Origin of the sequence: Delftia sp. WSY_7 (assembly GCF_043104845.1) — a bacterium.
Lineage (GTDB): Bacteria > Pseudomonadota > Gammaproteobacteria > Burkholderiales > Burkholderiaceae_C > Comamonas > Comamonas tsuruhatensis.
In genome coordinates this window covers 1-21,735 of record NZ_JBICLB010000040.1, presented here as the reverse complement: position 1 = coordinate 21,735, position 21,735 = coordinate 1, and the positions used below count along the sequence as shown (strand labels likewise).

Genomic DNA, 21,735 nt, shown 5'->3' with positions numbered 1-21,735 from the left:
AGTCTTGTGTGTCGCACGAGCAGGCACCAGACAGGTGCAGCCCTGCCCCCTCGGACATCGCTGTGCAATCGTGCTCGACGAATCTTGATTGGCGTTTCTTTCATGGCACCAGAATCCCTGCTCGCTGCCGTTGACCTCGGGTCCAACAGCTTTCGCCTCGAAATAGGCCGCGTCGGCAGCCACCAGCGCATAGAGCGCGTGGAATACCTCAAGGAAACCGTGCGCCAGGGCAATGGACTCAACGAGCGCCATGAACTGACTGACGAAGCCATGCAACGCGGCTGGGACTGCCTGGCACGCTTTGGCGAACGGCTGGCCGGCTTTGCGGCCGACCAGGTCCGCGCCGTGGCCACACAGACCCTGCGCGAGGCCCGCAACCGCGATGTCTTCATCGCGCGAGGCAGCACCCTGCTGGGCTTTCCCATCGAAGTCATCTCGGGCGAGGAAGAGGCCCGGCTGATCTATCGCGGCGTCTCCAGCCTGCTGCCGCCATCGTCTCAACGGCGTCTGGTGGTGGACATTGGCGGGCGCTCCACCGAAGTCATCATCGGCCAGCATGGCGAAGCGCGCCAGGTGGCCTCCTACCCCATAGGCAGCGTGGCCTGGAGCACGCAGTTCTTTGGCGAGGGCACGCTGTCGCGCGCGCACTTCTCGGCCGCCATCAAGGCGGCGCAGGCAGCCCTCACCCAGACCGTATCGGCCTATCCAGCCACCGCCTGGGACTGCGCCTATGCATCGTCAGGCACGGCCAACGCCGTGGGCGACATCCTGGCGGCCAACGGCTACTCCGGGCGGCTGATCACGCCCGACAGCCTGCGCTGGCTGCATGAGCAGTTGATGGACGCCGGCCACGTGGACCGCATCCGCCTGGCCGGACTCAAGGAAGACCGGCGAGCCGTCATCGCCGGCGGCCTGAGCATTCTGATGGCCGCCCTGGGCCTGCTGGGCATCGACGAATTGGAGGTTGCACAGGGCGCGCTGCGCCAGGGCGTGCTGCACGATCTGCTGGAACACGAGCCGCCTGCTGACCGCGAAGCCGCCGAGATCGCGGCGCTGCAACAGGACTTCGGCATTGACGCATCCCACGCACTGCGTGTTCGCAAGGTGGCACGCTGGGCCTGGCAATCGCTGCAGGCGCAGCAGCCGCCCGATGCACTGGCCACGCACGCACTGGACACGGCTGCCAGCCTGCATGAGATCGGCATGCGCATCTCTCTGAGCGCCTACCACCGCCACGGCGCCTACATCACCGAACACTGCAGTGCCGCCACCTGGCCCGTGGAGCTGCGCGAACGCATCACCCAGCTGGTGCTTGGCCACCAGGGCAAGCTGCGCAAGCTCGAGGCTGCCATCGAGGACCGGGCCGTGGCCTGGCCATTGCTGGCGCTGCGCCTGGCCGTGCAGCTGTGCCACGCCCGGCGCGATCCCGATCTGCAGGGCATGCGCCTGCACCGCTCGGACAGCGTCTTTCACCTGACCGTGCCGGAAGGCTGGACCAGGAGCTACCCCCAGTCCGCCCAGTTGCTGCGCACCGAAGCCGTGGCCTGGCAGAAGACGCCCTGGACGCTGCAGTTGCATCTGCACTGAACACCGAACGTCTCCGGCTGCCGCAGCGACAAGCAAAAAGCCCTGCCAGCGCAATGCGTTGGCGGGGCTTTTTCGATTGCACAGGGCAGGCGCGCGGCGCCCTGACAGGATACGGCTCAGGCCCGAGAGCCGTAACGCTCCATCAAGGCGTTCTGCGCCCCCAGGCCCGTGGTCGGATAGGGTGCGCGCTGGTAGGCGCCATTGGCTTCCAGCGTCCAGGCGTCGCGGTTGTCATGCAGGCTGGCGACAAGACATTCGTCTATCACCTGCTGGCGCAACGCCGGATCGCGCACAGGCCAGGCCAGCTCCACCCGGCGCATCATGTTGCGGTTCATCCAGTCCGCACTGGACAGCAGCAACTCCTGCTGATTGCCCCAGGCGAAGTAGAAGACGCGCGAATGCTCCAGGAAGCGGCCGATGATGGAGCGCACGCGGATGTTGTCCGTCCAGCCCTTGCGCTGCGGCGGCAGCATGCAGGCGCTGCGCACGATGAGATCGATGCGTGCGCCCTGCTGACCGGCACGCACCAGGGCCTGCATGAGCAGCTCGTCAGTCAGCGCATTCATCTTCAGCACAATCCGCGCCTCTTCGCCGCGCTGTGCGGCCTCGCCCACCTGGGCAATCAGCGCCAGCATGCGATCGTGCAGCTGGAACGGCGCAATCACAAGCTGGTGCAGCTTGGGCAAGCGGTTGTGGCTGGACAGGTGGCTGAACACGGCATCCATGTCGGCCGTGATCTGCGCATCGCAGGTCAGCTGGCTGATGTCCGTGTACAGGCGCGCCGTGCGCACGTTGTAATTGCCGGTGGACAGGTGGCCGTAGCGCTTGAGCTGGCCGCTGCGCTTTTCGCGCCGGGTAATCAGCAGCATCTTGGCGTGCGTCTTCAGGCCCAGCACGCCGTAGACCACCTGGGCGCCCAAGGCCTCCAGCTTTTCGGCGGAGTTGATGTTGGCCTCTTCGTCAAAGCGGGCCTTGAGTTCCAGCACGGCCAGCACTTCCTTGCCGCGGCGAACCGCCTCGGCCAGCAACTGCATGATCTCGGAGTCCGATCCCGTGCGGTAGATGGTCTGCTTGATGGCCAGCACCTCGGGGTCGTTGACGGCCTCGCGCAGCAGCTCCAGCACGCCGTCGAAGCTCTCGAAGGGCTGGTGGATCAGCACATCACGCTTGCGGATCTGGGCCATCACCGAGCGGCCCGGCTGCAGCTGGCGCGGCCATGCCGGACGCCAAGGCGGAAACAGCAGCGCGGGGTCATCGACCAGATCCACCAGCTGCGACTGGCGCACCAGGTTCACGGGCCCCTTGACGCGGAACAGTGCCTCGGTCGGCAGGCCGAACTGGCCCAGCAGCAGGTCGGACAGCATGGGCGAGCAGGCAAAGGACACCTCCAGCCTCACCGCCTGGCCGTAGTGGCGATGGTGCAGACCCTGGCGCAGGGCCGTGCGCAGGTCGCTGACGTCTTCCTCATCCACTGCCAGGTCCGAATGGCGCGTGACACGGAATTGCGCAAACTCCGCCACCTCACGCCCCGGGAACAACTCGACGAGATGAGCACGCACGATGCTGGAGATGCTCACGAACAGGCGCTGCTTGCCCGCGATCTTCTCGGGCAGGCGCACCAGGCGCGGCAAGACACGCGGCACCTTGACGATGGCCACCTCGTTGGCACGGCCAAAGGCATCGACACCTTTGAGGCGCACGATGAAGTTCAGCGCCTTGTTGGCCACCTGGGGGAATGGATGGGATGGGTCCAGGCCCACGGGCATGAGCAGCGGCTGGACTTCGCGCAGGAAGTACTCGCGCACCCATTTGCGCTGGGCGCTGCTGCGCTCGCCATGGGATACCACGCGTATGCCCTGCCCCGCAAAGGCGGGAATCAGCGACTGGTTGTACAGCGTGTATTGGCGCAATACCAGCTCATGCGCCTTGTCCATCAGCGAGCGGAAGCTCTGCAGGGTGTACAGGCCCTTGGCGTCGCCGGCCTTGGCGGCCGTCACATGCGGGGCGCAACGCACCTCGAACCATTCGTCGAGATTCGAGGAGACGATGCACAGATAGCGCAAACGCTCCAGCAGCGGCACATCTTCACGCACGGCCCAGTCCAGCACGCGCTCATTGAAGGCCAGGATGCAATGGTCACGGTCAAGAAACTGTTGCTGCTGCTCTTGCACTTCACCGCTTTCGGCTGTGGCGTGCAGTCCAGTGTATTCGGGGGCGGGAAGCCTTGCAGAAGAAGCAGAGGCAGAAGCCGCAATGGCCTGGCCCTGCAGCTCCGACAAGGCGGTGGAGAGGCTTTTCGCCAGAGGCATCATCGGGACATTCAGGGGTGCAGAGACGGGTATGGGAGCTGTCTGGCGGGCCATGCCCAGCGAAGCCGGCCCTGCGGGCACGGCACGCGCTCCCTGTTCATGTTCTGGTTCGGCAGGTGCGGCAGAGGCGCCACCGGGAATCGGCGTGAATGTCTGGGGCATGGATGCAGGGGCCCGGCCTGGGCAGGACCCGGTAGTCACCCCGCTAGCCGGGGATTCGGGCAGTCTGCCCCGGATTTGTGACATGTTCATGACATACATTCCTCTGTTCATGACATCTGTCATACAAGCCAAGCCAGGCGCAAGCAACGGCGCAGAAACCGTCACGCAAAGGTCATGACCCAGTCACACCGGCACGAGAGCGACGCGACATCGCCGGGGTGCTAAGCTAGCCGCCTTCCCCTGGATGCCGTTGGCTGCTGCAAACCTGCCGCAGCCGTGCCGTCGTCCGCCTTTCGCGCATGTCCTCTTCCAATCCCCCCGAAAGCCGCCTGGCCGCCATCGACATTGGCTCCAACAGCTGCCTGCTGGCCATGGCCCGCAGCGACGGCGCAAAGGTACAGCTGCTCAGCCATCGCAAGGAAGCCATACGCCTGGGCAGCGCCCTCGACGCCCAGGGCGCCTTGAGCCTGGAGGCCATGCAGCGCGGCTGGGCCTGCCTGGAGCGCTATGCGCAGGTGCTGGGTGATTTGCCCCGCCACCGCGTACGTGCAGTGGCCACGCAGACGCTGAGAGAGGCATCGAATCGCCAGATCTTCCTGGACGAAGGCCAGCGCATCCTGGGCTGCCCCATCGAGGTCATTGACGGCGAGGAGGAAGCACGCCTGATCTATCGCGGCGTCGCCCAGTTGCTGCCGCCCGGCGCCCAGCGGAGGCTGGTGGTGGACATCGGCGGCCGCTCGACCGAGCTGTGCCTGGGTCAGCAGCGGCAAGTACTGCAGGCACGCTCCTTCGCCTTCGGCAGCGTGACCTGGGCCTTGCGCCACTTCCCCGATGGCGAGCTGTCGGCCCAGGCCCTGTCCCAGGCCGAAGCAGCCGTGGCCGACATCATTGCGCCCGAAGCAGGACTTTTCGCTGCCGGGCAATGGAGCCATGCCTATGGCTCCTCGGGCACGGCCGGTGCCATTGTCAAGGTCCTGGCCCATGCGCCCGGGGGCACGGCCGGCTGGATCACGCGGCAGGGACTGGACTGGCTGCATGCGCAGTTGCTGCGCGCAGGCCATGTCGACCGTGTGAACATGGACGGACTCAAGGAAGAGTTGCGCCCCATGATCGGCGGCGGTATGAGCGTGATGCGGGGCATCTTCTCCAGCCTGGGCATCGAGCGCATGCGCGTCACGCACGGCGCCCTGCGCCATGGCGTGCTCTATGAATTGGCCCACAAGCTCGATGCGCAGGCCAAGGGCCGGCAACGACAGTCCACCGGCACCTGAAAACCAAGGCCCTGCCCTCGCCAGGGAACGACAAAATGCTGTTTTGCGCGCAAGTGCTACACTTTGTAAGTTCCCCCTCATCCCTTTACCACCGCCCTAACGCTTCGCCATGTCCGCGCCGACGATTGCGTACGACCCTGTACTCGAACGTCCGTCTTCGATGATGGCGGCGTCGCTGCAGCGCAGCCTGCGCGAGCAGCAGGCACTGCTCGACAATGCCGGCGTGGGCATCGTCTTCATCCGCCAGCGCGTCATCGTCCGATGCAACCAGTGCTATGCCGACATCTTCGGCTACGCGGGCGAGCATGCGCTGGTCGGCATCAACAGCGAGCACCTGCACCCCAGCCGCGACGAGCTGCGCAGTCTGGGGCGCGAGGCCTATCGCACGCTGAGCGCGGGCCTGTCCTTTCGCACGCAGCGCCGCCTGCGCCGCAAGGATGGCAGCCTGTTCTGGGGTGAACTGACGGGCCGGCTCATCAATCCGGGCGATGCACGCGAAGGCTCCATCTGGATCGTCAGCGACATCGACGACCGTCTGCGCGCCCAGCAGGCCCTGAGCCAGGCCCACGAACTGCTGGAGCAGCAGGTGCGCGACCGTACACGCGAACTCAGCGCCACGGTGGAGAACCTGCACCGCGAGATCGCCGACCGCAAGCTGGACCAGGAACGCATCTACTGGATGGCGCACTACGACGCGCTCACCGGCCTGCCCAATCGCACGCTGCTGGCCGAGCGCAGCGCCCGCGCCATCGAGCTGGCCAAGGTCAACGACACGCCATTGGCCGTGATGTTCCTGGACCTGGACCATTTCAAGCATGTCAATGATTCGCTGGGCCATCGCGTGGGCGATGCCCTGCTGGTGGAGATTGCCCGCCGCCTGCGTGCCGTCGTGCGTGACCGCGATACGGTGGCCCGCATCGGCGGCGACGAATTCGTGCTGCTGCTGCCCGGCGCCAATGCCCAGGGTGCGGCCCGCGTGGCAGGCAAGCTGCAGGAGGCGTCGCGCCAGGCCTACCAGATCGACCGCCACGAACTGACCATTGCGCCGTCCATGGGCATCGCGCTGTACCCGCGCGACGGCCACGACATCGACTCGCTGACACAGGCCGCCGATGCGGCCATGTACCACGCCAAGCAGGCCGGCCGCAACACCTACCGCTTCTTCACTCCGCAGATGCAGGCCCAGTCCCTGCGCGCCCTGCAGCTGGAGAACGCCTTGCGGCGGGCGCTGGAGCGCAATCAGCTGTATCTGCACTACCAGCCGCAGATCACCCTGAGCACCGGGCGCGTGCGCAGCGTGGAGGCACTGCTGCGATGGGAGCACCCCGAGCTGGGCTCGGTCTCGCCCGCGGAGTTCATCCCCGTCGCCGAGGACAGCGGCCAGATCCTGCAGATCGGCGAATGGGTGCTGCGCAGCGCCATGCAGCAACTGCAGGCCTGGCGCAATGCGGGGCTGCGGGACCTGAAGGTGGCCGTGAACCTGTCGGCCATCCAGTTCCACCAGCAGCAACTGCCCGAAATCATCAACCGCATCCTGCTCGACAGCGACCTGCCGGCAGATTCTCTGGAGCTGGAGCTGACCGAGGGCGTGGCCATCCATGATCCGCGCCAGGCCACGGCCACCATGGACCGGCTGCGCGAGCATGGCGTGCGCCTGGCCATGGATGACTTCGGCACCGGCTATTCATCCCTGAGCCAGCTCAAGCGCTTTCAGATCTACAAACTCAAGATCGACCAGTCCTTCATCCAGGACCTGGACCACGACAGCAATGACCGCGCCATAGTCAGCGCCATCATCCGCATGGCCCAGGCCCTGGGCATGCAGACCACGGCCGAAGGCGTGGAAACGGAGGCACAGCTGGAGTTCCTGCGCGAGCAAGGCTGCGATGAAGCCCAGGGCTACCATTTCAGCCGCCCGCTGCCGCCCCAGGCGCTGGAGGCCTTTCTGCGCAGCCAGGGCTGAACAGCTCACCGCGCCACGGTCTGCAGACGAAAAAGCCGAAGCCTGCAGCGTCGGCTTTCCATGGCCGGGAACGTGCCGCCCGCCGCTCAGGGCATGGGTGAATTCTTCGCCACGCTGGCCAGGCGCTCGGCGCAGCGGCTGGCCTGGTCGCCATCGCGTGCCTCCACCATCACGCGCAGCAAAGGCTCGGTGCCGCTGGCGCGGATAAGCACGCGCCCCGTATCACCCAATTCGGCCTTGACGGCCTCGGTGGCTTCCTCCAGCTGGGTGTTGCGCTTCCAGTCCTGGCCCGGCTGCAGCCGCACGTTGAGCAATACCTGGGGAAACAGCTGGACCGAAGACAGCCACTGCGACAGGCTCTTGCCCGAACGCACGCAGGCCTGCAGCACCTGCAGCGCGCTGACCAGGCCATCGCCCGTGGTGTGCTTGTCCAGCGCCAGCAGATGGCCCGAGCCCTCGCCCCCCAGGGTCCAGCCCTGGCGGTGCAGCTCCTCCAGCACATAGCGGTCGCCGACCTTGGCGCGCACAAAGCCCACACCCTGGGACTTCAGCGCCACCTCCACGGCCATATTGGTCATCAGTGTGCCCACGGCGCCCGGCACGGCCTCGCCACGCGCCAGCCGATCGGCCGCCATCAGGTACAGCAGTTCGTCGCCGTTGTAGAGCCGGCCTGCCGCATCGACCAGCAGCAGCCGGTCGGCATCACCATCCAGCGCCACACCGAAGTCGGCCTTGTTCGCTCGCACGGCCAGCACCAGGGCCTCGGGATGGGTGGCACCCACGCCTTCGTTGATGTTCAGTCCATCGGGCGCACAGCCAATGGCCACCACATCGGCCCCCAGTTCATGGAAGACCTTGGGGGCGATCTGGTAGGCCGCGCCATGGGCCGCATCGACCACGATCTTCACACCCTTGAGCGTGAGCGCATGGTCGAAGGTGCTCTTGCAGAACTCGATGTAGCGCCCTGCCGCGTCTTCAAGGCGCCGGGCCTTTCCCAGAGCGGCAGAGTCGACCCATACGGGATCTTCGGTCAAGGCCTGCTCGACCTCTTCCTCCCAGGCATCGGGCAGCTTGGTGCCCTGTGCGCTGAAGAACTTGATGCCGTTGTCGTAATAAGGGTTGTGGCTGGCGCTGATGACCACGCCCAGGCTGGCGCGCTGGGCTCGCGTCAGATAGGCCACGCCCGGCGTGGGCAGGGGGCCCAGCAGCATCACGTCCACGCCGGCAGAGTTGAACCCGGACTCCAGCGCGCTCTCCAGCATGTAGCCCGAGATCCGCGTGTCCTTGCCGATCAGCACCATGGGACGGGCTTCCTTGCGCCGCAGCACACGGCCCACGGCATGCGCCAGACGCAGCGCGAAGTCGGGGGTGATGGGCGAACGGCCCACCAGGCCGCGAATTCCATCGGTACCAAAATATGTGCGTGCCATAGTGCTCCTTTGTTGTTCAGTCGTTGTCGTGCATGGTCTGCCAGACCGTCAATGCCGCCACCGTATCGGCCACGTCGTGCACGCGCACCACGCGCGCGCCACGCTCCACCGCCAGCAGTGCCGCCGCCACGCTGGGCACCATGCGCTGGCCCTGTGGACGGCCACTGACCTGCCCGAGCGAGCCCTTGCGCGACCAGCCGGCCAGCAGCGGGAAGTCTAGGCCCAGCAATTCATGCTGGCGTGCAAGCAGGGAAAAATTCTGTGCCACGCTTTTGCCGAAGCCGATGCCATAGTCCCAGACGATGCGCTCCCGCGCCACGCCCCGGGCCAGCAGGGCATCGCTGTGCAACTGCAGGAAATCGCGCACGGCGGGCACGGCATCGCCTTGCATGGGCGTGGTCTGCATGTCCTGCGGCGTGCCATGCATGTGCATGAGACAGATGCCGCAGCTCGGGTGCGCGGCCACCACCTGCTGCGCGCCCGGCTGGCGCAACGCCCAGATGTCGTTGACGATGTCAGCCCCCAGATCGAGCACGGCCTGCATGACCTCGGGCTTGTAGGTATCGACGGAGACAGGCACGCCCAGTTGCACTGCGCCCTGCACAACAGGCAGCACGCGCCGCAACTCCTCATCCAGCGGAACAGCCGGTGAGCCGGGCCTGGTGGACTCGCCGCCAATATCGAGGATGTGCGTGCCCTCACTGACCAGTTGCTCTGCATGCCGCAAGGCCTGCTCCACCGTGTTGTGCCGCCCGCCGTCGGAAAACGAGTCGGGCGTCACATTGACGATGCCCATGACCAGTGGACGCTGAAGGTCTAGAACAAAGCGCGAAGTCTGCCATTGATGCGGCATGGGATTTCCTGAAGGTAGGCGCCTGCCGGACCGGGTTCATCGCTGGCCGTTGCGGGCAATTGAACACATCCTGCAAGCAAAGCAAAAGGGCCCCTCAGGGCCCTTTGCATGGGATTGACCGATTCTGCGGCAAGCAGCTCAGGCCGTGGTGGGCGCAGGGTCGGCATCCACTGCCGGCGTGCCGCCGGACGAATTGCCACCGTCGGACGACGGCGGGTTGCGCGGCACCCAGTCCTTGGGAGGACGCGGCTCACGGCCGGCCATGATGTCATCGAGCTGCTCGGCGTCGATGGTTTCCCAGTCGAGCATGGCCTTGGCCATGGCATGCATCTTGTCGGAGTTGTCCTCGATCAGCTTGCGCGCCAGTCCGTACTGCTCGTCGATGATGCGGCGAACCTCCTGGTCCACCTTCTGCATCGTCTGCTCGCTCATGCTGTTGGTCTTGCTCATCGAGCGGCCCAGGAAAGGCTCGCCTTCCTGTTCCGCATAGACCATGGGACCCAGCGCGTCGGTCATGCCGTAGCGGGTGACCATGTCGCGTGCGATCTGCGTGGCCCGCTCGAAGTCGTTGCTCGCGCCCGTGGTCATCTGGTTCATGAACACTTCTTCGGCAATGCGTCCACCGAACAGCATGGCGATCTGGTTGAGCATGAACTCCTTGTCGTAGGAGTAGCGGTCCTTCTCGGGCAGGCTCATGGTCACGCCCAGCGCACGGCCGCGCGGGATGATGGTGACCTTGTGCACGGGATCGCACTTGGGCAACAGCTTACCGATCAGCGCGTGGCCTGCCTCGTGGTAGGCCGTGTTGCGGCGCTCTTCCTCGGGCATGACCATGCTCTTGCGCTCGGGGCCCATGATGATCTTGTCCTTGGCCTTCTCGAAGTCCTGCATCTCGACGGTGCGCGCATTGCGGCGCGCGGCCATCAGGGCTGCTTCGTTGCAGAGGTTGGCCAGATCGGCGCCCGACATGCCGGGCGTGCCGCGCGCGATCACGCCCGGGTTCACGTCCTGGCCTACAGGGATCTTGCGCATGTGCACATTGAGGATCTGCTCGCGGCCACGGATGTCGGGCAGCGTCACATACACTTGGCGGTCGAAACGGCCGGGGCGCAGCAGCGCCGCATCCAGGATGTCGGGACGGTTGGTTGCAGCCACGACGATCACGCCGAGGTTGGTCTCGAAGCCGTCCATCTCGACCAGCATCTGGTTCAGGGTCTGTTCACGCTCATCGTTGCCACCGCCCAGGCCTGCGCCACGCTGGCGGCCCACGGCATCGATTTCATCGATGAAGATGATGCAGGGTGCATTCTTCTTGGCGTTCTCGAACATGTCGCGCACGCGGGCCGCGCCCACGCCGACGAACATTTCCACGAAGTCGGAGCCCGAGATGCTGAAGAACGGAACCTTGGCTTCACCAGCGATGGACTTGGCCAGCAGCGTCTTGCCGGTACCCGGAGGACCGACCAGCAGCAGGCCGCGCGGAATGCGCCCGCCGAGCTTCTGGAACTTGTTGGGGTCCTTGAGGAAGTCCACGACTTCCTTGACCTCTTCCTTGGCTTCGTCGCAGCCTGCGACGTCGGCAAAGGTCACGGTGTTGTTGTTCTCGTCCAGCATGCGGGCCTTGCTCTTGCCGAAGCTGAAGGCACCGCCCTTGCCGCCGCCCTGCATCTGGCGCATGAAGTACACCCACACGCCGATCAACAGCAGCATGGGCCCCCAGCTGACGAGCAGGGTCATGAGGACCGAGCCTTCTTCGCGGGGCTTGACGTCGAACTTGACGTTGTTGTTGATCAGGTCACCCACGAGCCCGCGATCCAGGTAGGTGGCGGTGGTGCGCACCTTGCGGTCATCGTTGGTCGTGGCCACGATCTCGGTGCCGCCGGGGCTTTCCTGGATGGTGGCGCTCTTGATGCGATTGCTTCGCACCTCTTCCAGGAACTCGGAGTAACCGACATGGGACGCGCCAGCGCCGCCACGGGTGTCAAATTGCTTGAACACCGTAAACAGCACCATGGCGATGACCAGCCAGACGGCAATTTTTGAAAACCACTGATTGTTCAAGCGGGGCTCCAATGGGGGATACAGATAAAACGACTTCCAGCGTGCTCGAAGCGTATTTGCGGTCCATTTTAGGTGTTTCAAGCTGGCTGGTCGCCTATATCCCTCTATAGCAGCCATAGCTTGAATACGGTCTTGACCCGGGTCAGGGCAGCGCCGGGCGGCTGCACAGGCCTACTTGAGCCCCATGCCCACCAAAAACGTCTCCGAAGACTTGTCACGCGAGGACTTGGGCTTGATCGGCTTGACCACCTTGAAGGTCTGCCGGAACAGCGCCACCAGGTCGTCGTAGGCCCCGCCGTGGAAGAGCTTCACGACCAAGGCCCCTTCAGGTTTCATATGGTGGATGGAAAAATCAACCGCCAGTTCGACCAGCAGCGCAATGCGCGCCGCATCCGTCGTGCCGTTGCCCGACAGGTTGGGAGCCATGTCGGAGACCACCACGTCGGCCTTGCCCCCGCCCAGGGCCTCCTGGAGCTGGGCCAGAACCGGCTCCTCGCGGAAATCGCCCTGGATGTACTGCACGCCCTCAATGGGCTCCATGGGCAGCAGATCCAGCGAGATGATGCGGCCGTTGAGAGCGCCGACGGCCGCCCCGTTGGGCGACAGGCAACGGCGCACATACTGGCTCCAAGCCCCGGGTGCGCAGCCCAGGTCCACCACCGTGGCACCCGGCCGGATGAGCTTGAGCTGCTCGTCGATCTCCTTGAGTTTGTAGGCCGCGCGCGCGCGGTAGCCGTCCTTCTGGGCGGCCTTGACGTAAGGATCGTTGACGTGGCTGTTGAGCCAAGCCTTGTTGACCTTCTTGCTTTTTGTGTTGACTTTCATTTCTTCTGATTCCGAAGTGGGGGCTTCTTCCGGCGGGAAGGCGCTCAGCATGGCCAGCATGCCCGCCTTGGCCTGAGCCTCATGGGCGAGATCATCGCTCAATGTGGAAGCCATACCTTCCAAGAGGATGCGAACGGCACGGTCTTGCAAGCCCGCTGCAGCCGCGATCTGCGCATGTTTCTGATAGCTGCACGCTCGGCCATTCTTGAAGGCGCTGATCGTTGAATCCTGCTCTCCGAGCAGTTTTGCTAGCGCTCGCTGGCTCCCCACTTGGGCTGCGGCCATTTCAATCGTTTCTTTGAGGTCGTACATCGACACGGCGCACTCCTGGTGTTGTGTTTTACATTGATGTACACTTCGCGGCATGTTTACACCGTTGTACATCTGTACATCGATGCTAATTTTCACACAGGAGCCGGCATGCCCCCCTTTTTCGAACGTCCATCCCCTGTCGCACAAACGGCGGCCAGCTTGCCGGCTCCAGCCGCCGGGCAGGGGGTGGGCACCAGTTCAAGGATCAATCTTGATTCTGGGAATCGATTTGTAGCGACGTTCTTCACGCTGCCGCTCACCCTCTTCAGGAGAGATGCCAGTGAGCGGCTGCAACGCCTTATCAACGTTGCGCCACATTTGGCGCGTCGTGGCCTCATTGCTCACGCGTTTCTGGCCACTCATGCTATGGGCCCCCTCGGTTGGCCGCACATCAACGACTGCTCCGCCCTTACAGGGCTCGTCGCTGTACGCGTTTCCGCATCGATAAACAGTTTGGGCGGATACGCCGGCTCCGACACATATGAGCACGGCCAGCACGGTTCTTTGCAGCATTGCGACTCTCCTTTCCCTATCTTGGGGAGTGTCGCATGAGGCTCGTCGCCAAACATACCCAGGTGGGCTACCAGACGCCGGGCCAGCGGCCTGGCTGCCGCAATTGCGTGCACTTCGAAGTCACGCGCCATGACTCGCCGGTGATTGCCCCCCGCACGGCATGCACGCGGCATGACCTGGAGGTCACGAGTGGCGGTATCTGCGCCGATCACATGGCCCCGTCTGGCGAGCAAGTGGCCTTCATGGAGCGTCAGATGCGTCTGAGCTTCAGTCCCCAAGTTGGGGACTCCGGCAGTCGCAATGTGCTCTTCGTCAGTCCTGAGGTGTACCGCCTTCGCTATGCACCTCATCGCATTCCCCAAGCTGGGGAGATTCCCGCATGAGCATCGCATTGATCGACTCCCCCTCATCCGCACGGGGTGTTAGCTGGCGTCTGCGCACTATTGGCGCGGCAGCGCCTTCCGCCCGTGCTGTAACACGGGTGGAAAGTTCTTCCACCACGTCCACTTCGGAATCCCCTGAGGCGCGCTCGCGCGCCGCAAAGATCGACTGGCTCAATGCCACGTTCGATCAGCCCGCAATGAGCGTTCACGGGCTCATCAGCTTTGTCGGGCAGCTCATGGGCCGGCCGCTGACGGCCCAGCTCGACGGCGGTTTGTTCGGCTTCACGGAGCGCCACAGGGTCACGGCGCGCTTGGACGATGGCGCCAAGGTAGAGATTGGCTCCATCGCCTTGGGCGGCGAGTCGCAAAAGGGCCGCTGGCTGCTGCAGCTCAACGGCAAGGGCTGCGGCCTGGTCACGGATTGGGCCAGCCTGCAGGAGCTGCTGGAGGGCCTGGACGCGACGATCAGCCGCGTGGACCTGGCCGTGGACTTCCTCGATGGCGAATACACCGTCGATGACGCATTGACGCTCTGGGATCAGGGCGCATTCATCAATCGTGGGCGAAACCCTGAGCTTGACACGCAGGGCGCTTGGCACGAATCAGGCACGAAGGGACGCACGATGTACGTGGGCAAGCTCAAGAACGGCAAGACGCTGTGCGTCTACGAGAAGGGCCGGCAGCTCAACATGCCGGACAGCGACTGGACCCGCTACGAAGTCCGCCTGGGCAACCGCGACCGCGTGATTCCGCTGGACGTGCTCACGAACCCGGACAAGTACTTCGCGGGCGCATACCCGGCCCTGGCCCACATGCTCGAAGCGGCGGCGGAGGAAATCCCGACCGTGCGCGAAGAGGTCAAGGGCAGTTTGGCCCACGGCCTGCATCACCTGCAGCGCTGCTACGGCAAATACATCCACCAGGCCATAGAGACCACCAGTTGCAGCATCGCTGACCTGGTCGAAGAGGTGCGCGTGGTGGGCATCCCCAAGAAGGTTGAACCTTCCGGCGTTGTTGCCGGACTCGCATGGCCCGAGCTGCAGGCCCAGATGGAAAGGCTGAAATCATGACGACACAGACCGCGCCAGGCGCATCCCCCGCTTCCGGAAAACTCAATGTGATGCAGGTGGTCGTGCGCGGCCGCATCGACGCATCGCGCAAGCACGACAAGACACGCTATACGCGCATCGTGACGCCCGCTCCCGACCCCTACAGCCGCCCCCAGACGGTCGAAATCCGCAGCAAGCAGTCTCTGGGTTCCCAGGGTGACGAAATCACCGTGGTGGCCCAGCTGGGCGGCTTCACGCGCAAGCCGTTCCGCAGCACGAACCAAGAGACTGGCGAGACGGTGATGGTCACACCGGTGGATCTCACGCTGGACGCGATCGAGGCCTGACATGTGGCAGCAGCTTGCAACGCAGCCTGAGCGCTTCAGCGAAACCATCGTCCTGCTGGCCATCGGCGGCGGCGTCATGGGCGCGGCGTTGTACCACGCCTTCTTCGGCGCCCTGGCCGTTGTGTTCCAGGTTGTGGGCGACTTCCTGGCCCGGCGCAACCGCATCGCCCATGCCCGCAAGCGTGCAGCGCTGTTCTCGCGCCTGGCACGTGGCGCGCAGGCCGAGCTCGACAAGCTGCAGGCAGCGCAGGAGCAAGCACAGGGCGCTCCCGCTGGCGGCGCTGTGGCGCGAGCCTGCGAGCGCGGCGGCGACGCCGGCGCAGGTGCCTGATGTACTGCATACAACCCGGTGCCCAGCAGCAAATCGAGGTGTCATGCGACACGCCCGGCGCGCTGCTGGTCATCACCAGGCTGGAACTGGCGCAGCTGTCGCCGTTCTACCTGGATCTCGAATCGGCGGTGGAAATCTCAGGGGCCATGCTGATGGCTATGGCGGTGGCGTTTGTGCTCCGCCAGGTCCGTAAATACCTGGAATCGAAGGAAGAAGAATGAACCTCATCAACGCTGTGAAGCGCCGCGCCCAAGCCGCTGGCTCCGATGTGGCAACCGCTGCAAAAGTGCTGGTCGCTGGCTCGACCTTGGCATTGGCCTCTGGTGCGCATGCCGCTGGCGTGACGATCGACACGACTGACATCGTGTCGACCATCACGGGCGGCGTGACGGCCATCTCCGCTATCGGAGTGGCCGTGATCTCGCTGGTGGTCGTGATCAAGCTCTACAAGTGGGTTCAACGCGTGCTGTAAGCGCGTGCAGCAGGCCCTGACGGCCAGCTGGTTAGGGGCGCTCATGCGGCTGTGTGAGCGCCCTTTTTTTATGCATGGATGGAGAACGCAATGAACGGTTTCTGGGTGCTTCTGACGATGCTGCTCTGTGGCGGCATCATCTTTTGGCCGTGAGGGTGCTATGGCTCATATTTACCGCGTAATTGCGCTCACATTTTTTCTTTCTTTTCTACAGTCTGCCTCTATAGCTGCGCCTTTCTGCAGCCCAGGAAACTATCCATCCACGAATCACGCTAACGAACCGCAGGTATCTAAGTCGTGGCGCTGCTTTGGCGATGCATGTGGCTGGGAATATATAGGGGGCTCCGCAGGAAGTAGTGGGTATTTCCAGCGTATGTGTTTCGCAGAGCCTCAGTGCGGCATGAACGCGGAGAGGGTTAATAACTCTTGTCAATGCAAGTTAGGTTTTAAGGAAAAAGACGGGGTTTGCCAACCTAATCCTGACGATAAATGTAGTGGGCTACCCCAATGGTGCAGCGATAAGAAAGGATTCCCCACCGAGTTCGAGGGACGCGGCCAGGGGGCAGATTTCTTCTGCCATGCCGCTGAGAAATTCATCGCGGGCGCTGGCGGTGGAGGGTCGTCGTGGGAGCCAGAGTTTCCGGGCTGCAGTAAGGGCTGCATGATCAGTTCGGGGAGCACCACAATATCGGCACAGGACAACTCGGGCCAGTGGTGGACCAAGGGCTCGGGTAAATTCGTTGGTTCGACCTGCGATCCTGACGTCATCAACAAGCTCAATGAGGGCACGCCCGAGGAAAAGGAAGTCAAGCCGCCGAGCACGAAACCACCTGGTAAGTGCAACGGGCAGCAGGGCACCTACAACGGCGTTGAGGTTTGCTTGCCATACGAGAAGGTTACCGGCGACGACAAGTCGAAAACGGAGACCGGCGCCGATGGCTCCAAGAAGGAAACCACGACGAAGACCACATGCACGTACAGCCAATGCACCACAGAGACGAAGGTGGTAGACAAGGACAAGAACGGCAACACCACGGGCACAAGCACAACCGTCGTGAACGCTCCGAAGGATGAATACTGCGCGCGCAACACGGCCAGTGCCGTGTGCAAAGGGCTCAACCCGAACGACAAGGGATCGGGTAACGGCACAGGCACAGGCGGCACGGGTGGCACGGGCGGCGGGAACGGTACTGGCGGCAATGGGAACGGCGAAGACGACGGTGACAAGAGCAGTTTTGGCGGTAGCTGCCAGGCAGGCTTTACGTGCGAGGGGGACGCACTGCAGTGCGCCATGGCGCGCGAGCAGCACAGGCGCAACTGCGAGCTGTTCGAAAAGGACACCGACGCCAACAGTCTGACCAACCGGGCCATCAACGGCAGCGATGACAAGAGCGCCGATGCCATGAGGGATCGTGCGCAGCAGGTCAGCGTAGGCACTTTCGACCAGGCCGGGCTTGGTTGGTCTAGCAGTTGCCCAGCGGACCCATCCATTCCTCTGAATTTCGGCGGCACGAGCTCCGAATTCAAGATTCCCTTCAGCCGCATCTGTGGGCCGCTGAGCATCCTGTCCTCGGCCGGCGTCGGCATCACCTTGCTCGGTTGCATGGTGTGGGTGCTGGGCGGCAAAAAGTCATCTGCATAAGGGGTCCTCATGCCATTGATCGTTTCCTATCTCCTGGGTGGCCTCCTGCAGATCGCAGGCAGCCTGGTCGGCCGCGTCCTGCTTGCCCTGGGCTTTGGCTTTGTCGAGTACGTTGGCATCAGCACATTGCTCGACAATGTGAAGCAGCAGGCCACAGGCCTGATCGGCGCCGTGGGCACATCCAGCTTGGCCGAGTGGGCCGGGTTCTTTCGCATCGACGTCCACCTGTCGATCATCCTGAGCGCCATCGGCGTCAAGGTCATGCTCAACGCGCTCGGCGGCGACAAGGTGCGCCGCCTGGTGCAGCGATAGGAGGCCGGCATGCCCATCAACTTCGTCACCGGCCTGCCGCGCCAGGGCAAGACGCTCTGGACGCTGCAGCACGTCCAGGACCGCGCCAAGGCCGAGAGCCGTACCGTCTACACATGCAACATCCCCGAGGTCACGATAGAGGGTTGGCAGGAGATCGATCACCCCGATAAGTGGATGGAGTTGCCCAACGATTCGATCATCGTCGTGGACGAGCTGCAGGACTTCTGGGGCATGGCCAGCAGCGGCGCGCGGGTGCCGCTCCCCATCCTGGAGCTGTCCAAGCACGGCAAGCGCGGCATCGACTTCTACTTCATCACGCAGGACCCGACGTTGGTGCACCAGACCCCGCGCAAGCTCTGTGAGACCCACTACCACGTCGTCCGCGCCTTCGGCAGCGAGAACGCGATGGTGCACAAGTGGCCGCGCATGCAGACCGACCCAGAGAAGGTCAAAAGCAAGTCCGAAAAGCTGCCCTGGCGTTATCCCAAACAAGCGTTCGGCAAGAAGGACAAGGCTGGCAATTGGATCACCAAGCCCTGGTACAAAAGCGCCGACGTGCACAACATCAAGCGCCAGATCCCGCTGAAGGTCTGGGCAATTCCGGGCGCTGCGCTACTGGCTGTGCTGGCGATTTGGGGCGGCATCAAGCTGTTCGGCGGCGTGCTGGACAAGGCCCGAGGCGGTGCCGCCTCCGCCTCCGCCGCGGCCACCGCGCCTGGCGCGCAGCCGCCAAGCTCCGCGGCCGCCAGCGGCGGGGCAGGTCCTGGAGGCTCGGGGGCACGGGAGCCCAAGACCCCCGCGCAGTACGTCGCAGACTACAAGCCCCGCATCCCGGGCTTCCCACACAGCGCCCCGGCCTACGACCAGGTCACGCAGCCGGTCGAAGCACCGTACCCGGCTGCGTGCGTTGCCATGGGCAAGCGCTGCGACTGCTACACCCAGCAGGCCACGCAGATGACGGTGCCTAAGGACGTCTGCCTGCAGATCGTGCGCAAAGGCTATTTCGTTGACTGGCGCATGCCGCAGCGCGAGCAGCCATCGCAGCGCCAGGCCAGGGCCGAGCAGCCAGCGCATGGCGCACAGCCGGTGCCGGCACTGCCCATGGTCCAGCTCGTGCCGGCGCCGTCGCTGCAGCACCAGGTGCAGCAGTTGGCCCAGCAGCAGCCCGAGCCCGAGGGCTACCTGCAGAGCCTGGCGCGGCGCAATGCGCAGGTGCGATCGACGCTGCTCAACTGAGCGCAGGCCAGAGGATTTGCACGGGGAAACCGCCAGGTTTTCACGGGCAAACCGCAGGGCAGGAGCGGCCTGGCCACGCTGGCTGAATGACATGACCAATGAATGCAGAGCAATTTCTATAACCCCTGGTTCTTAGCGAAGCCAGAGGATTTCGACGAGGAAAACGTAGTTTTTCACGTTGAAACCGCAGGGCGCAGCAGGGCACGGACGGCATTTTGCCGAGAGGCGGTATCACGGCATTTTTGCGGGAGCGAGAGGATTTCACAGGGGAGACTGGAACAGTCTTCACTGGGAAACCGCAGCGCGGGAGCTGGGCACTATCTCTGCACGGGTAGCACGGGGGTATCGGGGGCGAAGCCCCTGATGATCAACTTGTCCCGCGCGACGTACCCGGCGATGTGCTCACGATCTTCCCAGCGCGCCTGCGCGAGCTTCCAGCTCGACCAGGTCGAACACTGCCGCGTCGTTGCATCCACGGCCGCGCCGGCCCAGGTCCGCGAAGCGCAGCGCCTGGACTCAGCGGGCCGCAAACCGCCGCCCTAAAAGACAACGGCTGTTGCGCGTAGCGCCTCGGCTGCCGTGTGCAGCCCTGGCTCACATTGCGAACGCCCTGTGCCCTGCTCTCTCACTCAAACACACACGCACGGCCACACCCCAGCTCAATAGCATCTGGCCGGTCGCAATAACGGAAACAGAACATGCTGATTGGTTACGCTCGTGTCTCGACACGGGACCAAGAGACACACCTCCAGCTCGACGCGCTGAACCGCGCAGGCGTCACAAAGATCTATCAAGAGAAAACCAGTTCAGTGAGCGCGCGCCCGGAGTTGCAACGCTGTCTTGCAGCGCTGCAGTCGGGCGATACTCTGGTGGTCTACAAGATGGACCGCATCGCCAGATCGCTGCTCGATCTTCTGATGATCCTCGACCGGATCAAAGCCTCTGGTGCTGCAGTGCGCTCCCTCACCGAGCCGCTGGATACAACCGGGCCGCTGGGCGTCTTTATGGTTCAGATTCTCGGCGCGGTGGCCCAACTGGAGCGCGGCATCATTCGCGAACGCACGGTTGCTGGACAGGTCGCGGCGATCAAGCGCGGGCGCGTATTCGGCCGACCGAAGAAGCTGGATGATGAGCAAGAAGCGCAGGTTCTGCGCATGCTGGCCGAGGGCTGGACCAAGTCAGCAACAGCGCGCCATTTCGACGTGTCCGTGATCGTCGTTCGCCGCATCTCGGACGAAGCGAGCGGGAAAAGAAACACCGGCAAGCTGCCGGTGTTGCGCAAGTACCTCGACGAGTAGTCGCCATCTGTGACGGCTACTACTATTGACTTTCATGCTGGATTCTTTCAGCCTCGATAATACGGCCATGCCCCAAATTCAATTGACTCCCGCCGAGCGCCGGGAACACCGCGCCAACGCACACCACCTGGACCCCGTGGTCCTCATCGGGGGTGACGGCCTGACGGCTGCCGTGCAAAAGGAGGTCAACGCCGGCCTTAACGCACATGGCCTGATCAAGGTCCGTGTCTTCAACGACGACCGCGCCGCACGCGAGCAGATGTATCTGCAGCTGTGCGACGAGCTTGGCGCTGCACCCATTCAGCACATCGGCAAGCTGCTGGTGCTCTGGCGCCCCATGCCGGAAAAGGAAAAAGCCATCGACGAGAACCGCATGCCCGGCCCTCGCGATGTCAAGATGCTCAAGTTCAGCAAGCGCTCGGGCCAGAAGCCCGAGGTCAAGCAGATCCGCGTGCTGGGCAACCAGCGCCTGACGGCAGGTGGCCAGGTCAAGCGCGCCAAGCCCAAGCAGAAGTCGGTCAAGAAGCGTCAGGCAGACTGAGTCCGCCGCATCCATGACCGTAGCATCCCATGCCGCCAGCGTGGCCCAGGCCGCGCAACCGCCCTCCGCCTCCCCCTCTGCGCAGCAGCGCTTCGTGATCTGCATGAAGTGGGGCAAGAAGTACGGTCCGGAGTATGTCAACAGGCTCTACGCCATGGTGCGTCGGCATCTGAAGGGCGATTTTCGCCTTGTCTGCCTGACCGATGACGGCGTGGGGATTCGCGACGAGGTCGAATGCCTGCCGATTCCTCCGCTGAACCTGCCCGCGGGCATTCCGGAACGCGGCTGGAACAAGCTCGCCACCTTCAGTGCCGACCTGCACGGCCTGCGCGGCACGGCGCTGTTTCTTGACGTGGACGTGGTCATCACCGGGCCGCTGGACGATTTTTTCACCGAGCCCGGCGAGTTCCTGATCATCCACGACTACAAGCGTCCGTGGCGCATCACGGGCAATTCCTCGGTGTACCGCTTCGAGCTGGGTGCCCACCCCGAGGTGCTGGACTACTTCCGCACGCATTTCGAAGAGATACGCCGCAACTTTCGCAATGAGCAGGCCTATCTGTCCGACATGCTGCACAAGCAGGGCAAGCTCAAGTACTGGCCGCAGGCTTGGTGCCCCAGCTTCAAGTACCACTGCATTCCCGCATGGCCGACGAACTACTGGAAGCCGCCCTTCGTGCCGGATGGTGCGCGCGTGGTGATCTTCCACGGCGAATGCAACCCGCCTGACGCGTTGGCCGGCCGGCGCAATCGGCGCTTTCGCTATATCCGGCCTGCCACCTGGGTGGCCGAGCACTGGCACGAGTGAGCAGCTCGACCCACAAAAAAACGCCCGCGC

21 protein-coding genes are annotated in these 21,735 nt (G+C 64.0%); 15 read left to right on the top strand and 6 right to left on the bottom strand.

The genetic code is table 11. The annotated features are described in order from the left end of the window. Positions 1-102 precede the first annotated feature (102 nt). Positions 103-1,587, top strand: a complete 1,485-nt coding sequence (locus ACF8ME_RS22060) for a Ppx/GppA phosphatase family protein (protein ID WP_046238476.1) — start codon at positions 103-105, stop codon at positions 1,585-1,587. Positions 1,588-1,703: 116 nt separating this feature from the next. Here the strand turns inward: ACF8ME_RS22060 and ppk1 are convergent, their stop codons facing one another. Next, positions 1,704-4,148 carry a polyphosphate kinase 1 gene (gene ppk1, locus ACF8ME_RS22055; protein ID WP_392418217.1) on the bottom strand — a complete coding sequence of 815 codons (2,445 nt, stop codon included), beginning with the start codon at positions 4,146-4,148 and terminating at the stop codon, positions 1,704-1,706. Positions 4,149-4,357: 209 nt separating this feature from the next. On the opposite strand from ppk1, the gene ACF8ME_RS22050 reads away from it, so the two are divergent. Beyond that, positions 4,358-5,329 (top strand): Ppx/GppA family phosphatase, encoded by a 972-nt coding sequence (locus ACF8ME_RS22050; protein ID WP_016447465.1) that lies wholly within the window; start codon positions 4,358-4,360, stop codon positions 5,327-5,329. Positions 5,330-5,438: 109 nt separating this feature from the next. Then, positions 5,439-7,292 carry an EAL domain-containing protein gene (locus ACF8ME_RS22045; protein WP_016447466.1) on the top strand — a complete coding sequence of 618 codons (1,854 nt, stop codon included), beginning with the start codon at positions 5,439-5,441 and terminating at the stop codon, positions 7,290-7,292. A gap of 86 nt (positions 7,293-7,378) precedes the next feature. Here the strand turns inward: ACF8ME_RS22045 and glmM are convergent, their stop codons facing one another. The 5 genes from glmM to ACF8ME_RS22020 form a co-directional block, all read right to left on the bottom strand. Further along, a complete protein-coding gene (glmM, locus tag ACF8ME_RS22040; RefSeq protein WP_016447467.1) occupies positions 7,379-8,722 on the bottom strand; it encodes a phosphoglucosamine mutase in 1,344 nt (447 codons plus the stop codon). A gap of 16 nt (positions 8,723-8,738) precedes the next feature. Then, positions 8,739-9,575 carry a dihydropteroate synthase gene (gene folP / locus ACF8ME_RS22035; RefSeq protein WP_047326734.1) on the bottom strand — a complete coding sequence of 279 codons (837 nt, stop codon included), beginning with the start codon at positions 9,573-9,575 and terminating at the stop codon, positions 8,739-8,741. Positions 9,576-9,713: 138 nt separating this feature from the next. Continuing rightward, on the bottom strand, positions 9,714-11,636 hold the full coding sequence (gene ftsH, locus ACF8ME_RS22030; protein WP_016447469.1) for an ATP-dependent zinc metalloprotease FtsH: 1,923 nt from the start codon (positions 11,634-11,636) through the stop codon (positions 9,714-9,716). Between the two features lie 171 nt (positions 11,637-11,807). After that, on the bottom strand, positions 11,808-12,461 hold the full coding sequence (locus ACF8ME_RS22025; protein ID WP_016447470.1) for an RlmE family RNA methyltransferase: 654 nt from the start codon (positions 12,459-12,461) through the stop codon (positions 11,808-11,810). A 510-nt stretch (positions 12,462-12,971) separates the two neighbouring features. After that, positions 12,972-13,286 carry a hypothetical protein gene (locus tag ACF8ME_RS22020; RefSeq protein WP_152683536.1) on the bottom strand — a complete coding sequence of 105 codons (315 nt, stop codon included), beginning with the start codon at positions 13,284-13,286 and terminating at the stop codon, positions 12,972-12,974. A 35-nt stretch (positions 13,287-13,321) separates the two neighbouring features. Here ACF8ME_RS22020 and ACF8ME_RS22015 point away from each other — a divergent pair, with 35 nt between their 5' ends. The 12 genes from ACF8ME_RS22015 to ACF8ME_RS21960 all read left to right on the top strand — a co-directional run bounded on the left by ACF8ME_RS22015 (position 13,322) and on the right by ACF8ME_RS21960 (position 21,705). Further along, complete coding sequence (locus ACF8ME_RS22015; protein ID WP_047326733.1) at positions 13,322-13,669, top strand: hypothetical protein; 348 nt, start codon at positions 13,322-13,324, stop codon at positions 13,667-13,669. Next, complete coding sequence (locus ACF8ME_RS22010) at positions 13,666-14,739, top strand: replication initiation factor domain-containing protein (protein ID WP_392418215.1); 1,074 nt, start codon at positions 13,666-13,668, stop codon at positions 14,737-14,739. The genes ACF8ME_RS22015 and ACF8ME_RS22010 overlap by 4 nt, the downstream gene beginning before the upstream one ends. Further along, positions 14,736-15,065, top strand: a complete 330-nt coding sequence (locus ACF8ME_RS22005; RefSeq protein WP_043792039.1) for a hypothetical protein — start codon at positions 14,736-14,738, stop codon at positions 15,063-15,065. Before ACF8ME_RS22010 ends, ACF8ME_RS22005 begins: the two co-directional genes overlap by 4 nt. A gap of 1 nt (position 15,066) precedes the next feature. Then, entirely contained in the window at positions 15,067-15,396 is a 330-nt protein-coding gene (locus tag ACF8ME_RS22000; protein ID WP_047326732.1) for a hypothetical protein, read from the top strand. Further along, entirely contained in the window at positions 15,396-15,617 is a 222-nt protein-coding gene (locus ACF8ME_RS21995) for a hypothetical protein (protein WP_047326731.1), read from the top strand. The genes ACF8ME_RS22000 and ACF8ME_RS21995 overlap by 1 nt, the downstream gene beginning before the upstream one ends. Beyond that, on the top strand, positions 15,614-15,868 hold the full coding sequence (locus ACF8ME_RS21990) for a major capsid protein (RefSeq protein ID WP_043792033.1): 255 nt from the start codon (positions 15,614-15,616) through the stop codon (positions 15,866-15,868). Before ACF8ME_RS21995 ends, ACF8ME_RS21990 begins: the two co-directional genes overlap by 4 nt. 661 nt (positions 15,869-16,529) lie before the next feature. Continuing rightward, a complete protein-coding gene (locus ACF8ME_RS21985; protein WP_047326730.1) occupies positions 16,530-17,510 on the top strand; it encodes a hypothetical protein in 981 nt (326 codons plus the stop codon). 9 nt (positions 17,511-17,519) lie between these two features. After that, a complete protein-coding gene (locus tag ACF8ME_RS21980; RefSeq protein ID WP_047326729.1) occupies positions 17,520-17,822 on the top strand; it encodes a DUF2523 domain-containing protein in 303 nt (100 codons plus the stop codon). Positions 17,823-17,831: 9 nt separating this feature from the next. Further along, positions 17,832-19,058 (top strand): zonular occludens toxin domain-containing protein, encoded by a 1,227-nt coding sequence (locus ACF8ME_RS21975; protein ID WP_392418211.1) that lies wholly within the window; start codon positions 17,832-17,834, stop codon positions 19,056-19,058. A gap of 698 nt (positions 19,059-19,756) precedes the next feature. Continuing rightward, on the top strand, positions 19,757-20,356 hold the full coding sequence (locus ACF8ME_RS21970) for a recombinase family protein (protein ID WP_392418209.1): 600 nt from the start codon (positions 19,757-19,759) through the stop codon (positions 20,354-20,356). A 67-nt stretch (positions 20,357-20,423) separates the two neighbouring features. Next, a complete protein-coding gene (locus ACF8ME_RS21965; RefSeq protein ID WP_392418207.1) occupies positions 20,424-20,897 on the top strand; it encodes a YhbY family RNA-binding protein in 474 nt (157 codons plus the stop codon). 13 nt (positions 20,898-20,910) lie between these two features. Next, positions 20,911-21,705 (top strand): hypothetical protein, encoded by a 795-nt coding sequence (locus ACF8ME_RS21960; RefSeq protein ID WP_016447471.1) that lies wholly within the window; start codon positions 20,911-20,913, stop codon positions 21,703-21,705. Positions 21,706-21,735: the final 30 nt, after the last annotated feature.

What these genes read in the sequence shown, in the direction of transcription:
- ACF8ME_RS22060 (WP_046238476.1), top strand. Translation starts at nt 103, where the DNA reads ATGGCACCAGAATCCCTGCTCGCTGCCGTTGACCTCGGGTCCAACAGC.
- ppk1 (WP_392418217.1), bottom strand. Translation starts at nt 4,148, where the DNA reads ATGAACATGTCACAAATCCGGGGCAGACTGCCCGAATCCCCGGCTAGC.
- ACF8ME_RS22050 (WP_016447465.1), top strand. Translation starts at nt 4,358, where the DNA reads ATGTCCTCTTCCAATCCCCCCGAAAGCCGCCTGGCCGCCATCGACATT.
- ACF8ME_RS22045 (WP_016447466.1), top strand. Translation starts at nt 5,439, where the DNA reads ATGTCCGCGCCGACGATTGCGTACGACCCTGTACTCGAACGTCCGTCT.
- glmM (WP_016447467.1), bottom strand. Translation starts at nt 8,722, where the DNA reads ATGGCACGCACATATTTTGGTACCGATGGAATTCGCGGCCTGGTGGGC.
- folP (WP_047326734.1), bottom strand. Translation starts at nt 9,575, where the DNA reads ATGCCGCATCAATGGCAGACTTCGCGCTTTGTTCTAGACCTTCAGCGT.
- ACF8ME_RS22025 (WP_016447470.1), bottom strand. Translation starts at nt 12,461, where the DNA reads ATGAAAGTCAACACAAAAAGCAAGAAGGTCAACAAGGCTTGGCTCAAC.
- ACF8ME_RS22020 (WP_152683536.1), bottom strand. Translation starts at nt 13,286, where the DNA reads ATGCTGCAAAGAACCGTGCTGGCCGTGCTCATATGTGTCGGAGCCGGC.
- ACF8ME_RS22015 (WP_047326733.1), top strand. Translation starts at nt 13,322, where the DNA reads ATGAGGCTCGTCGCCAAACATACCCAGGTGGGCTACCAGACGCCGGGC.
- ACF8ME_RS22010 (WP_392418215.1), top strand. Translation starts at nt 13,666, where the DNA reads ATGAGCATCGCATTGATCGACTCCCCCTCATCCGCACGGGGTGTTAGC.
- ACF8ME_RS22005 (WP_043792039.1), top strand. Translation starts at nt 14,736, where the DNA reads ATGACGACACAGACCGCGCCAGGCGCATCCCCCGCTTCCGGAAAACTC.
- ACF8ME_RS22000 (WP_047326732.1), top strand. Translation starts at nt 15,067, where the DNA reads ATGTGGCAGCAGCTTGCAACGCAGCCTGAGCGCTTCAGCGAAACCATC.
- ACF8ME_RS21995 (WP_047326731.1), top strand. Translation starts at nt 15,396, where the DNA reads ATGTACTGCATACAACCCGGTGCCCAGCAGCAAATCGAGGTGTCATGC.
- ACF8ME_RS21990 (WP_043792033.1), top strand. Translation starts at nt 15,614, where the DNA reads ATGAACCTCATCAACGCTGTGAAGCGCCGCGCCCAAGCCGCTGGCTCC.
- ACF8ME_RS21985 (WP_047326730.1), top strand. Translation starts at nt 16,530, where the DNA reads ATGATCAGTTCGGGGAGCACCACAATATCGGCACAGGACAACTCGGGC.
- ACF8ME_RS21980 (WP_047326729.1), top strand. Translation starts at nt 17,520, where the DNA reads ATGCCATTGATCGTTTCCTATCTCCTGGGTGGCCTCCTGCAGATCGCA.
- ACF8ME_RS21975 (WP_392418211.1), top strand. Translation starts at nt 17,832, where the DNA reads ATGCCCATCAACTTCGTCACCGGCCTGCCGCGCCAGGGCAAGACGCTC.
- ACF8ME_RS21970 (WP_392418209.1), top strand. Translation starts at nt 19,757, where the DNA reads ATGCTGATTGGTTACGCTCGTGTCTCGACACGGGACCAAGAGACACAC.
- ACF8ME_RS21965 (WP_392418207.1), top strand. Translation starts at nt 20,424, where the DNA reads ATGCCCCAAATTCAATTGACTCCCGCCGAGCGCCGGGAACACCGCGCC.
- ACF8ME_RS21960 (WP_016447471.1), top strand. Translation starts at nt 20,911, where the DNA reads ATGACCGTAGCATCCCATGCCGCCAGCGTGGCCCAGGCCGCGCAACCG.